At 66.4% G+C, this 13,095-nt stretch carries 11 protein-coding genes; 10 read left to right on the top strand and 1 reads right to left on the bottom strand.

Annotation, left to right across the window (positions count from 1 at the left end; all coding sequences use genetic code 11):
- Window positions 1-62: 62 nt before the first annotated feature.
- Window positions 63-1,286: a zinc metallochaperone GTPase ZigA gene (gene zigA / locus EJC49_RS19810; RefSeq protein WP_126701669.1), complete on the top strand. Its 1,224-nt coding sequence runs from the start codon at window positions 63-65 to the stop codon at window positions 1,284-1,286.
- A 70-nt stretch (window positions 1,287-1,356) separates the two neighbouring features.
- The gene (locus EJC49_RS19815) at window positions 1,357-3,099 is read left to right on the top strand and encodes a phosphoenolpyruvate hydrolase family protein (protein ID WP_126701670.1); all 1,743 of its coding nucleotides are present in this window, start codon (window positions 1,357-1,359) and stop codon (window positions 3,097-3,099) included.
- 3 nt (window positions 3,100-3,102) lie between these two features.
- On the opposite strand, the gene EJC49_RS19820 is transcribed toward EJC49_RS19815, so the two are convergent.
- Window positions 3,103-3,762, bottom strand: coding sequence for a phosphoenolpyruvate hydrolase family protein (locus tag EJC49_RS19820; RefSeq protein WP_170314800.1), 660 nt, complete (start codon window positions 3,760-3,762; stop codon window positions 3,103-3,105).
- Between the two features lie 170 nt (window positions 3,763-3,932).
- Between EJC49_RS19820 and EJC49_RS19825 the strand changes: the two genes are divergently transcribed.
- From EJC49_RS19825 to EJC49_RS19860, 8 genes are all read left to right on the top strand, one after another.
- Window positions 3,933-4,823, top strand: a complete 891-nt coding sequence (locus EJC49_RS19825; protein WP_210211828.1) for a branched-chain amino acid ABC transporter permease — start codon at window positions 3,933-3,935, stop codon at window positions 4,821-4,823.
- The gene (locus EJC49_RS19830; RefSeq protein ID WP_126701672.1) at window positions 4,823-5,824 is read left to right on the top strand and encodes a branched-chain amino acid ABC transporter permease; all 1,002 of its coding nucleotides are present in this window, start codon (window positions 4,823-4,825) and stop codon (window positions 5,822-5,824) included. The genes EJC49_RS19825 and EJC49_RS19830 overlap by 1 nt, the downstream gene beginning before the upstream one ends.
- 119 nt (window positions 5,825-5,943) lie before the next feature.
- Window positions 5,944-7,209 (top strand): ABC transporter substrate-binding protein, encoded by a 1,266-nt coding sequence (locus tag EJC49_RS19835; RefSeq protein WP_126701673.1) that lies wholly within the window; start codon window positions 5,944-5,946, stop codon window positions 7,207-7,209.
- A 162-nt stretch (window positions 7,210-7,371) separates the two neighbouring features.
- The gene (locus tag EJC49_RS19840) at window positions 7,372-8,103 is read left to right on the top strand and encodes an ABC transporter ATP-binding protein (protein ID WP_245453483.1); all 732 of its coding nucleotides are present in this window, start codon (window positions 7,372-7,374) and stop codon (window positions 8,101-8,103) included.
- Complete coding sequence (locus tag EJC49_RS19845; protein ID WP_126701675.1) at window positions 8,100-8,810, top strand: ABC transporter ATP-binding protein; 711 nt, start codon at window positions 8,100-8,102, stop codon at window positions 8,808-8,810. The genes EJC49_RS19840 and EJC49_RS19845 overlap by 4 nt, the downstream gene beginning before the upstream one ends.
- Before the next feature lie 19 nt (window positions 8,811-8,829).
- Window positions 8,830-10,026: a Tm-1-like ATP-binding domain-containing protein gene (locus EJC49_RS19850; protein WP_126701676.1), complete on the top strand. Its 1,197-nt coding sequence runs from the start codon at window positions 8,830-8,832 to the stop codon at window positions 10,024-10,026.
- A complete protein-coding gene (locus tag EJC49_RS19855; RefSeq protein ID WP_280960056.1) occupies window positions 10,023-10,889 on the top strand; it encodes a phosphoenolpyruvate hydrolase family protein in 867 nt (288 codons plus the stop codon). Before EJC49_RS19850 ends, EJC49_RS19855 begins: the two co-directional genes overlap by 4 nt.
- Window positions 10,890-11,254: 365 nt before the next feature.
- Window positions 11,255-13,093 (top strand): methyl-accepting chemotaxis protein, encoded by a 1,839-nt coding sequence (locus EJC49_RS19860; RefSeq protein WP_126701677.1) that lies wholly within the window; start codon window positions 11,255-11,257, stop codon window positions 13,091-13,093.
- Window positions 13,094-13,095: the final 2 nt, after the last annotated feature.

The following is a 13,095-nucleotide window of genomic DNA, read 5'->3' on the forward strand; positions in this document are numbered from 1 at the left end:
GCCACTTCAGGCCGGGCGCCCTCCCTTCACGTCCGTAAATCCGCAAGACCAGGAGGCTCGCCATGCCCGACACAGCCAGACCGCAAGATCGCCTTCCCGTCACCGTGCTGTCCGGCTTCCTCGGCGCCGGCAAGACGACGCTGCTCAACCACGTCCTGAACAATCGCGAGGGTCGCCGCGTCGCGGGCATCGTCAACGACATGAGCGAGGTCAACATCGACGCGGCCCTCGTCCGCGACGGCGGCGCCAACCTGTCGCGCACCGACGAGCAACTGGTCGAGATGACCAATGGCTGCATCTGCTGCACCTTGCGCGACGATCTTCTCCACGAGGTTCGCCGGCTCTCCAAGGAAGGCCGGTTCGACTATCTCCTGATCGAGGGCACCGGCATCGCCGAGCCGCTGCCAGTGGCCACCACCTTCGATTTCCGCGACGAAAACGGCGACAGCCTGTCCGACGTGGCCCGTCTGGACACGATGGTGACCGTCGTCGATGCCGCAAACCTCCTGAAGGACTACTCCTCGCATGATTTCCTGCGCGACCGCGGCGAGACCGCCGGCGAGGGCGACGACCGCGCCCTCGTCGACCTGCTGGTCGAGCAGATCGAGTTCGCCGACGTGGTCGTCCTGAACAAGGTGTCGGACACGCCGCCGGCCGATCTCGATCTTGCCCGCAAGATCATCCGTTCGCTCAATCCGGACGCCGAACTGGTGGAAACCGACTTCGGCCGGGCGCCGCTGGACACGGTGCTCGACACCGGCCGTTTCGACTTCGACAAGGCCTCGCAGCATCCGCTCTGGTTCAAGGAGTTGAACGGTTTCAGGGATCATGTGCCGGAGACGGAGGAATACGGCATCCGCTCCTTCGTCTATCGCGAGCGGCGGCCGTTCGACCCGATGCGGCTGAAGGACTTCATCAACCGCGCCTGGCCCGGCGTCGTGCGCGCCAAGGGCTTTTTCTGGCTGGCGACCCGACCGCACTACGTCGGCGAGATCAGCCAGGCCGGCGCCCTGATCCGCACCGGCAAGCGCGGCTTGTGGTGGTCGTCGGTGCCCCGGCACCAATGGCCCGATCATCCGGAATGGCGGGCCTCCATGAAGCCCTATCTCGATCCGGTCTGGGGCGACCGGCGCCAGGAAATCGTCTTCATCGGCTGCGACCCGATGGACGAGGCTCGCATTCGCGCCGAACTCGACGCCTGCCTGGTGCCGGAGACGGATTTCATGCCGGGCCGCTGGCGCGATCTCCAGGATCCCTTCCCGAGCTGGGAGCGCCAGGCGGCGTGAGGGCGATCGGTCGTCGCCCACTGCAAACGGGATGCTTCGGCGCCGGCGGCCTCCGTGCTAGAGTGGGCGCATGCCCGCTTCGATGCGTCACCGGTTCCGGTCCAAGTCGAGCGTCGAGCCTCTGGTGGGCGCGGCGATCGGCGTTGGCATGACCGCGGAAGCGGCCGAGCGCGGCGGCGCAGACTTCCTGCTCGCCCTGAATGCCGGCCGATACCGGGTGATGGGCGCGACCTCGATCGCCGCGATGCTGCCGCTCGCCGACGCCAATCGCTTCACCGACCACTTCGCCCGGCGGGAAATTCTCGATCGCGTCAACGTGCCGGTGTTCTTCGGCGCCTGCGTTTTCGACCCGTCCCTGGACCTCGGCGCCTTCATCGACCGGATCGCCGCGACGGGCTATCACGGCGTGGCGAACTTCCCGACCAGCATCCATTATGACGGGCGTTTCCGGCGGGCCCTCGAGGCGGCCGGTCTCGGCTATGCCCGGGAGGTGGAGATGCTGCGGCTGGCCCGCAAGGCGGGGCTGGCCACCTTCGCCTATGCCAAGACGCGCGCCGAGATCCAGGCGGTCCTCGACACCGGTGTCGACCTGCTCTGCCTGAATTTCGGCTGGAATGCGGGCGGGTCACGCGCCGTCGCGCAGGCGTTCACGCTCGAGGAGGCGGCCGACCGGGCGCGGCGGATCTTCAACACCGTCCGCCAGACCTGCGCCGAGACGATCTGCCTCGTCGAAGGCGGCCCGATCGTCAACCCCGAGGACATGTATCGCGTCTGTCGCGACGCCAAGGCGGACGGCTACGTCGGCGGCTCGACGCTGGACCGGATGCCGCTCGAACTCTCGGTCATGCAGATGACGTCCGCCTTCAAGGCGTTCGGCGTGTTGCAGCAGGCCGATGCCGCGCAATCGCGCGAGACGATGCGTGCGGCGCGTCTGGCGGGGATTGCAGGCCAGTCGCAATGGGTCACGCAGTTGCTGGAACGCCTGGTGAAGCTGTCCGCGACGAACCTTCCGGTGCTGGTGGTGGGAGAGAGGGGTCTTGGACGCACCACGCTTGCCCGCAGCCTGCATGCGCTGGCGAACCGCAAAGGACCGCTGACGGTGCTGACCGCAGCGGATCGCGGGGTCCCTCTCGAGGAAGTCCTTTTCGGCGCGGAGCCCGATTTCGGCCGCGTGCGGCGGCGCGGCGCGCTGGATGCGCGGGAGGGGACCGTGATCGTCGAGAATGCCGGCGAACTGACGGAGACCGCGCGGCAGCATGTCCTCGCCTGGCTGGAACACGGTGAGACCGAGCGCATCGGCGGGACGCGGAGCTACAGCCCGCAAGGCCGGCTGGTGCTGATCGCCACGCCGCGGGACCTCGCCGAAGGACGGATCCCGGGCGGCCTGGCGGAGCGGTTGCAGCGCGTCGACATCAAGCCGCTTCGCGACCGCCTGGAAGACCTCCCGGCCCATGCGCGGCTCTATCTCGAAATGATCGGCGAGGCGCGACACCTGGGCCCGCTCGAGATATCGGCCGACGGCTATCGCGTCCTCTTCGCGCATGACTGGAAGGAAAACACCCGCGAGTTGCGACGGGTCGTCGAGCAGTCGGCGGTGACGTGCGACGGGCGGGTGATCAGCTCCGACGTGATGCGCGCCGTCATGGAAGCGCCGGAGACCGCTCTCGGCATCGACGAACCGCTGGCCGAGAAGGACTGGATCCTCGATGCGCTGCGACGGCACCGCTTCCGTCGGGGCGAGACGGCGACGTTCCTCGGCATCTCGCGCAAGACGCTCTACAACAAGATGCGCCGCGCCGGCCTTCTCGACTGAGTTTCAATCCACGATCCGCGCCTCGCCATCGGCCAGGCCGATGGCCTCGTCGAGTTCATGCCCGAAACCGTGCGGCCGATAGACCAGCAGGCGCGCAGCCCCCTCGCCGCGAAGCGACGGCAACATGCGCACCAGCCGGAGGCCCGCATCCGCACGCTCCCGCCAGTCGGCCATCGCCAGGCCGGGGTGGAGGACGAGCGCCATCGCACCCTGACGCAGAATGGTCTGCGCCGTCTGCAGGGTCGTCGCGAAGCCGATGGTCTCCACACCGGCGTCCCGGAGCGCCGACAGCATCTGCATCTCCCGCGCCACGCCGACCTCGGCGCTGTCGAACGCCCGCGCTGTCTCGCCGTCGATCAGCTGCACGGTGGGATAATTCGCCACCCGGCCGACGCCCGCCGCTCGCAAGGCCAGCTCGACGTCGCGGACACGCATGAACGGATCGGCCAGCATCAATCCGGCGATCGCGCCCACCGCAGGCGCAGACTGCCGCAATGAAGCGAACATCGCCGAATTGACGTCCATGAGCGGCAGCAGGCCGACCAGTTCACGGTGCGGCGCGGCAACACCGGCCAGGAACGGCGCCAGGATGAAGCCGCCATGGGGCGCCACTGCCGGCTGACGGGCGAAAACGTGCAGATCCTGAGAGACCAACGGCGACAAGTTACCCATTATTACCCACAACCTCGGAAACAGCCTTCTGGCATGCCGCTCTCTTCCTTGCAAATATCGAATGGCAGACCGGGAAGCTTTCGGGAGGAGCCGGAACCGTCCCCGCAGACGAGTTTGGAAAGCGCGCGCGACATCACCGATGTTTCGCACGGGAGGCTTCATTGACGCTTCAGTACATGATCACGGTGACACTGAACGGCCTGACGCTGGCCGCTCTCTACTTCATCGTTGCAAGTGGTTTCTCGCTGATATTCGGACTGATGCGCACCGTCAACATGGCCCACGGGTCGCTTTACCTGATCGGTGCCTATGTCGGCTTTTCCGTGTTCGATCCGCTCTATGCGTCGAGCGCGACCTACGACTACGCGTGGTACATCGCCGTCGTCGCCGGCGTGGCCGCGGCGGCGGTGGCGGGCGTCATCATGCAGGTCGTCTTCCTCGGGTGGATGCAGGGGCAGGAATTGCGCCAGGCCCTGGTCACCATCGGTCTGTCGATCATCGTGGCCGATCAACTGCTCGCCATCTACGGCGGCAACCCGTTCCAGTTCTTCGCGCCCGACCTGTTGTTCGGCCCGACGCTGGTCCCCGTCATCGGCCGCTATTCGACGTTCCGCCTGTTCCAGATCGGCCTGGCGCTGGCCGTCGGGATCGGGCTCTGGGTTTTGCTCAACAAGACCCGGCTCGGCATCATGGTACGCGCCGGCGTCGACGACCGGCAGATGCTTGCCGCCTGCGGGATCAACGTGCCGCTTGTCTCGGTCGCCGTCTTCGCGCTCGGCGCGGGCCTCGCCGGGCTCGGCGGCGTGATCGGTGCGACCGCGCAGCCCGTCGCGCTCGGCGTCGACGTCAAGTTCCTGCTCACCTCCCTCGTCGTCGTCATCGTCGGCGGCATGGGCTCGATCGGGGGCACGGCGATCGGCGCCATCCTCATCGGCGTTGCCGAGCAATGGGGACAGGCGCTCTTCCCGACCTATTCCGTCATCCTGACCTTCGCGATCATGGTCGCCGTTCTCGCCATACGCCCGCAGGGCATCCTCGGGAGGACTGGCTGATGGCCGTCATGTCTCCCAGGCAGTGGGCGCTCACCGCCGTCGTGCTGGCCATCATGCTGGCTCTGCCGCTCGTCTTGCCCGCCTTCTGGCTGAGCGGCATCCTCGGTCGATCGCTGGTCTACGGCATCGTCGCCCTCTCCTTGACCTTCCTGGCAAGCTATGGCGGGTTCATCTCGCTCGCGCAGACCATGATCGCCGGGGTCGCGGGGTACACCGTCGCAATTCTCGCGCCGACGGCCATCCCGGCCAGTTCCAGCGCCCTCAGCTACTGGCTCGCCATGCCCGCCGCGCTGGTCGCGGCCACGGTGGCCGGCGGCGTGATCGGCCTGATCGCGGTGCGCACACGCGACATCTACCTGCTGATGATCACCCTGGCGCTGGCAGTCGGGTTCAGCCTGTTCGCGCAATCCAACATCGACTGGTTCAACGGCTACGAGGGCATCCGCAACATTCTCGGGCCGGACATCTTCGGCTATCCGTTCCGCACCCACCTCGTCTTCTACTACGTCTCGCTCACCGTCGCCGCGCTGCTCTACCTGCTGGTGCTCTACGTTGTCCGCACGCCGTTCGGCCTGACCCTGCAAGGCATTCGCGACAACCCGCGCCGCGTGTCCGCCCTCGGCTTCGACGTCGCGCTTCACCGCGTCGCGGCATTCGCCCTGGCGGGGTTCATCGCCGGCTGCGGCGGCGTGCTCATCACCTTCTACAACATCGGCATCACGCCGAGCTCGATCGGCATGACCGCCACCGTCAACGTCCTCGTCATGTCCGTCATCGGTGGGCTCGGCCATCCGATCGGCGCCTTCATCGGAGCCGTCATCTTCTCGCTGATGGATACGTTTGCCGCCACCGTCTACGACCGCAACCGCTTCAACACCCTGATCGGCCTGGTGTTCCTGGTGATCGTGCTGGTGTCGCCGGATGGCGTGCTGGGCTTTGGCAAGCGGCTGCTGTTCTGGAGGAAACCGAAGGCACGGGAGGAGCAAACCGGCACGCATTGAACACGAACCGATCCCCCGCGAGCCCAGCCTCGCGGGAACAAACCGGCAGTCACGCCGGACCAACCGAGCCGGGCCGCTTCGTGCACCGGCCAAACGACGACGAGAAAAGGGAGAACGACATGCTCAGGAAGACACTGCGAATCTCGACCGCGATCGCCCTCGCGACAGGCGCCCTGGCTCTTTCTGGAATGACGGCCGCAAACGCTCAGGAGACCATCAAGATCGGTTCGATCACCACCCTCGAAGGTCCGTTTGCCACCGGCGGGCAGGACGCCTACCGCGCCATGGAGATGGCATTCGAGGAGATCGACTACACCATCAATGGCAAGACGATCGAGTGGATCCGGGAATCGTCGAATGCCCAGGCCGACGTGGCGCTTGCCCGCGCCCGCAAGCTGATCGAGCAGGACAATGTCGACATCATCATCGGGCCGCTCTCGGGCGCCGAAGGCATCGCGCTTCGCGACTACTCGCGCACGCTTGAAGGCAAGACCATCGTCAACGGTTCGTCGGGCGCCGCCGACACCACGCTGCGCGACGCATCGCCCAACTTCTTCCGCTTCAACACGGAAGGCACCCAGTGGATGGCCGGGCTCGGCAACCACGTCTACAACGACCTCGGCATCCAGCACGTCGCGCTCGTGGCCGCGGACTATGCGTTCCCCTACGCGCAGGTGATGGGCTTCATGCTCGACTACTGCAAGGCGGGCGGCGCCGTCACCAAGCTCTGGTCGCCCCTGAACACCACCGATTTCGGTTCCATCATCGCCAACATTCCCGACGATGCCGGAGCGGTTCTGCTCATCCAGGGCGGCACCGACGCCCTCGCCTTCCTGACGCAATATGCCGAGGCTGGCGGCGAACTGCCGATCATCGGCGGCTCGATCACGGCCGACCAGACACTGCTCTCCGCCCGCGGCCCGCACCAGCGGCTGATGGAAGGCATGCTGGCGGCGGGGCCGATCGCCGATCTCAACGACGACCCGATGTGGGTGGAGTGGGTGGCCGCCTATCGCGAGCGCTTCCCCGACGGGTTCGATTCGCCGTCGATCCACGCCTTCAACTACTACACCAACACCAAGGCCGTGCTTCTGGCGCTGGAAGAGGTGGGCGGAGACCTGTCCAACAATCAGCAGGCCTTCCAGGAGGCCCTCGCCGGCATCGAGTTCAAGAACCCGATGGGCGCCAACGTGGCGCTCGACGACAACCGCCAGGCGATCTCGGACATCTTCCTGACGCGCATCGTCGACGATGGCGGCACGCTTCGCACCCAGGCCTTCGGCAAGGCTGAGGGCGTCACACAGACCATGGGCATGGACCGCGACGAGTTCCTGGCGCTGGGGTCTCCGTCGCGCGACAACCCCGACTGCCCGCCCACCAACTGATCCTCCCTGCCGGATCATCGTCCGGCACAGGCGCCCTCCCCGCTCTTGTGGGAGGGCGCTGGCCGACCGACCTTCAGACCCGAATTGTGCAGCATGCCCGACGAACCCGATCACCCCCCTGCGAACACGGCCCCTGGAGTGGAACAAAAGGTTCCAGCCCTCGTGGCAACCCACGTGGAGCGAAGCTTCGGTGCGCTCCGCGCGATCAGGGACGTGTCGCTTTCGGTGGCGGCCGGCGAGCGGCGGGCCATCATCGGCCCGAACGGAGCCGGGAAGACCACCTTCTTCAACACCATTTGCGGCGACCATCCGCCGACGGGCGGGAGCATCCACCTGTTCGGCGAGGACATCACCAGCCTGAAACCCCATCGACGCGCGCGCATGGGGATCGGACGGACCTACCAGAGCTCGCTTCTGTTCACCGGGCTGACGGTGCTGGAAAACCTCTATCTCGCCGTGCGCGGCGCAATGCCCAACCGCCTGTCGCTGTGGAAAGCCTCACGAGGCGACGCGGCCCTGTCGAAGGCGCGCCTTCTGGCGCAGCAGGTGCGGGTGGACAACATCCTGGAGGCGCGGATCGATGCCATCTCTCACGGCCAGCGCAGGCAGGTCGAAGTGGGCATGGCCCTGGCGGCGAACCCGAGGCTTCTCATGCTGGATGAGCCCGCGGCCGGCCTGTCGGCCGGCGAACGGCCCGAACTCGTCAAGTTGATCCGCGACCTGCCGCGCGATCTCACCCTCATCCTCATCGAGCACGACATGGACGTCGCCCTGCCCCATTCCGACATCGTGACCGTGATGAAGGACGGAGAGATCGTCGTCGAGAACACGCCCGACCGTATCGTCGACGATCCCGTGGTCCAGGCCATCTATCTCGGCGGGGCTCTCGCATGAGCGCCCTCCTGGAAGTCCGCGACCTTCACGTCCGCTTCGGCCAGGCGCACATCCTGCAAGGCGTTTCCATGACTCTTGGAGCCGAGCCTCTGTCGCTGGTCGGCCGCAACGGGATGGGCAAGTCGACGCTGTGCCATGCCATCATGAACATGGTCGCGGCAAAGGAAGGCAGCGTCAGGCTCGACGGCGACGATCTGCTCGGCATCGGACCGAGCCGGGTTGCGCGCCGGGGCGTGGCGCTCGTGCCGCAGGGACGGCGCATGTTCCCCTCGCTGTCGGTTCACGAGCACCTTCTTCTGGTGGCGCGCCGAGGCGAGCATCCCTGGACGGTCGACCGCGTCTACGAGACGTTTCCCCGACTGGCGGAGCGTCGCCGGAATGGCGGCAACCAGCTGTCGGGCGGCGAACAGCAGATGCTTGCCATCTCGCGCGCGCTGCTGATGAATCCCCGCATCGTGATCATGGACGAGCCATCCGAAGGGCTGGCTCCCGTCATCGTCGACCACCTGATCGACGTGTTGCGCAAGATCGCCGCGGAGGGGATGGGCGTGCTACTGGTGGAGCAGAACCTGCGGGTGGCGACCTCGGTCTCCGAGACGGTGGCGATCATGGTCACCGGGCGGATCGCGACCACCATGTCCGCACGGCAGCTCGACGAGGATCGCGATGCGCAGCGCCGCTATCTCGGCGTCAGTCACGGACACTAGAGCGGAGAAATCAACGGCAATGGGCACGGTCTATGTCATCGGCACCTGTGACACCAAGGGCGAGGAGCTGGACTATGCCCGAAGCCTGATCCGGGCAGCGGGCCTGAACGTCGTTCTCGTCGACGTCGGCACGCGCGGCGACGGCGCGATGGCCGACGTTCCGGCGCGCGCGGTGGCGGCGATGCACCCGCAGGGCGAACGCGCCGTCCTGGGCGGAGACGACAGAGGCGCGGCCGTCGCGGCGATGGCACAGGCCTTGTCGATCTGGCTCGCGGCCCGAAACGACATCGACGCGGTGCTGGGGCTTGGCGGCTCCGGCAACACGGCGCTGGTCACGGCCGCCATGCGCGACCTGCCGATCGGCGTGCCGAAGCTGATGGTCTCCACCGTCGCCTCGGGCAATGTGGCGCCCTATGTCGGCCCCAACGACATCGCGATGATGTACTCCGTCACCGACGTCGCCGGGCTGAACGCGATCAGTCGCAAGGTCATCGGAAACGCCGCGCATGCCGTGGCCGGCATGGCGAGGTGGAAGCCGCCCGCCGTCGCCGGCGACAGGCCCGGCATCGGGATGACCATGTTCGGCGTCACCACCACCTGCGTCGGCCAGATCCGCGAGCGGCTGGAGCCAGACTACGAGTCCTACGTCTTTCACGCCACCGGCACCGGCGGCCAGTCGATGGAGAAGCTCGCCGACTCGGGCCTGATCGCGGGCATGATCGACGTCACCACCACCGAGGTCGCCGATCTCCTGATGGGCGGTGTCTTCCCTTGCACGCAGGACCGCTTCGGCGCCGTGGCGCGCACGGGGCTGCCCTATGTCGGCTCGGTCGGAGCCGTCGACATGGTCAATTTCGGCGCGAAGGACACGGTGCCCGAGCGATATCGGCAGCGCAATCTCTACGTCCACAACCCTCAGGTGACGCTGATGCGCACGACACCCGAAGAAAACGTCGAGATCGGGCGCTGGATCGCCGAACGCCTGAACCGGTGCGAGGGGGAACTGTGTTTCCTGCTGCCGCTCGGTGGCGTCTCGGCCATCGACGCGCCGGGCCTGCCCTTTCACGATCCGGAAGCCGACGAGGCCCTGTTCGCGGCCATCCGGTCGACATTCGAGGCAACGCCCCGACGCCGACTGGTCGAACTTCCTTTCAACATCAACGAGCCGGCCTTCGCCGATGCGGTGGTCGCGGAATTCCGAAAGATCGCGTCATGAACGACAAGACGATGTCCAGAACCGGCGGGCGTGCCGGACGTCCCAGCCGGCGCGATCTCCTGGCCCGGTTCCATGACATGGCCGCACGAGGCATCCCGATCGTGGGCGGCGGCGCCGGCACCGGCCTCTCGGCCAAATGCGAGGAAGCGGGCGGCATCGACCTCATCGTGATCTACAATTCCGGTCGCTACCGCATGGCCGGACGCGGGTCGCTGGCCGGGATGCTCGCCTATGGCAATGCCAACGAGATCGTTCTCGAAATGGCGCGCGAGGTTCTTCCCGTGGTCAAGCACACGCCGGTTCTGGCCGGCGTCAACGGCACCGACCCCTTCGTGATCATGGATCACCACCTCGACCAGTTGAAGGCGCTCGGCTTTGCCGGCGTGCAGAATTTCCCCACCGTCGGGCTGATCGACGGCGTGTTCCGGCAGAACCTGGAGGAAACCGGCATGGGATATGGCCACGAGGTGGACATGATCCGCCTGGCCGCCGAGAAGGACATGCTGACGACGCCCTACGTGTTCTCGGCCGACGAGGCCGTGGCGATGGCCGAGGCCGGGGCCGACATTCTCGTCGCCCACATGGGACTGACGACCGGCGGCGCCATCGGCGCCGAGACCGCGCGCAAGCTGCAGGACTGCATCGGCGACATCGACGACTGGACAGCCGCGGCGCGGCGGGTGCGCAAGGATATCCTCGTGCTGTGCCATGGCGGCCCCATCGCCAACCCCGAGGACGCCGAATTCGTGCTGCGCAACACCAAGGCCTGCAATGGCTTCTACGGGGCGAGCTCCATGGAGCGCCTGCCGACTGAGACCGCCCTGATCGACCAGACGCGACGTTTCAAGCAGCTGACGTTCTGACCCCGCCGACACGCGCAGGCTGCGGCGCACAGAGCGCGGCGCTTCCGCGCGCCGCATCAGCAGCGCAGGCCTGGAGGGTGTCGCGCCTGCGGGACCGGCGCCGGTCTCGGCAGGCGGCGCGCGTTTCCCCATACGCCCTTCATCCATGCCGGTTCCTGAAAGTCGGCTGCTTTTTCGCTGCCAGACGGTCGGCAGCCGGCAAATGAACATCCCCCACCTGCAGCCCATCACGAACGTGTGAACGACGACGGAATTATCAGGCGGGGCACCACGACCGAAATCGTTCGTTAGCAATATTATACAAGAATAATGATCAGGCGAACCATGCCATTCCCAATCGTTCCTTCCATCCACAAGGATACTCCATGTCTCTCCGGATCTGGCAACTTGTCATTGCAATCGCAGCATTTGTAGGTATTGGCATCGGTGCAACCGTCGGCATCCAGAACCATGCCCTGACGACGCTGCAAGTGAACGGCCCGTTGTACGGCCAGATCGTCGGCGGCAAGGATTTGATAGCCGATATTCTTCCGCCCCCGATGTTCCTCGTCGAGTCCTACCTGCTGGCCAACGAGGCGGTGGTGCATCCCGAACTCGCGACGCGCAACCTCTCCAGGATCGCGGCGCTACGGCAAGAAGACGCCGAGCGGCGGGACTACTGGAAGACGTTCCCCCTGCATGACGATTTGCGCGCGCAGCTGGAAGGCAGCGTTCTGCCACGATCGGATGCGATCTGGGCGACGATTGAAGGTCCTTTCCAGGCGGCAGTGCGCAGTGGCGGCAATGTCGGTCCGATCATGAACACGTTGCGCGACCAGTTCAGCGCCCACCGCGAGGCGGTGGTGAAGCTCGTCGACATGTCCGCCACGTTCCTTGCCGACAAGGAAAGCGAGGCGGCCGCAAGCGCCAGTTCGCTCGGGCTGGTCTCCCTCATCGCCGGCATCTTCACCCTCTTGAGCTGTGTCGGCGGCGCCTGGCTGGTGTGGGTCCGGGCTCTCGTGCCGATCGACCGGATGTCCGTCTTCATGACCAAGCTCGCCGAAGGCGATTACTCGACCGAAGCGCCCTATGCCGGTCGCAAGGACGAGATCGGCGACATGGCCGAAAGCCTCGCCGTCTTCAGGAAGGCTGGGCTCGACAACATCCGCCTCGAAGAGGACAACCGTCTCGCCCAGCAAGGCACGGAGCAGGAACGCGCGGCAAGGCTCGCCGAGCGCGAAGAGGAGGCCGCAAGGCTGGCCCGGGTCGTGGAGCAGCTTGGCGCCGGTCTCGAACGGCTCGCCGAATGCAACATCCGCATGACGATCGATGTGCCCTTCGCCGAGCAGTTCGAGCCCCTGCGCCGTGACTTCAACAACTCGATCGGCCTGTTCCAGTCGGTTCTCGAACAGGTGATGGAAAAGACCCGCGCCCTGAACGCCGGCGCGTCCGAGATGCACGCGTCCGCCGACAGCCTCGCTCAGCGGACCCAGCAGCAGGCGGCCGCGCTCGAACAGGCATCCGCCGCGCTGGAGCAGATCACCGCGACCGTGCGATCATCGTCCGAAAAGATCCGCCAGACGCGCGCCCAGGCGAGCGATGCCCGGGACGCCGCGCTGGCATCGCAGAAGGTGGTGAGCAACGCCGTCGATGCCATGCACCGCATCGAAGCGGGATCGCAGAAGATCGCCACGGTCGTATCAGTCATCGACGAAATCGCGTTCCAGACGAACCTTCTCGCCTTGAACGCAGGCGTGGAAGCGGCGCGCGCCGGCGACGCCGGTCGGGGCTTCGCGGTCGTCGCCCAGGAGGTTCGCGAACTGGCCCAGCGATCCGCGCTAGCCGCGAAGGAAATCGCCGAGATCATCCGCAAGTCCACATCCGAAGTGGAGGCTGGCGTTCAGTTCGTGGGCGAAACGGGCAATGCGCTGACCCAGATCACCGGCTACGTCACCACCATCGACGCCAATGTGAACGAGATCGACCGCGCCGCCGGAGAGCAGACCACCGGCCTGGAGCAGATCAACCTGTCGGTCAACGAGCTGGACCGCATGACGCAGCAGAATGCCGGGATGGTCGAGGAAACCACGTCGGTGTCCGCGATGCTGGCGGAAAACGCCAGGATTCTGGCCGAGCTCGTCAGCCGGTTCAAGCTGAACCGCCGCAGGCAGGTGCGCGAACCCGATCATGGTGCGCATGCCGGGGCGACGCGTCGCGCGGCCTGAAG

Origin of the sequence: Aquibium carbonis (genome assembly GCF_003970795.1) — a bacterium.
Taxonomy (GTDB): Bacteria; Pseudomonadota; Alphaproteobacteria; order Rhizobiales; family Rhizobiaceae; genus Aquibium; species Aquibium carbonis.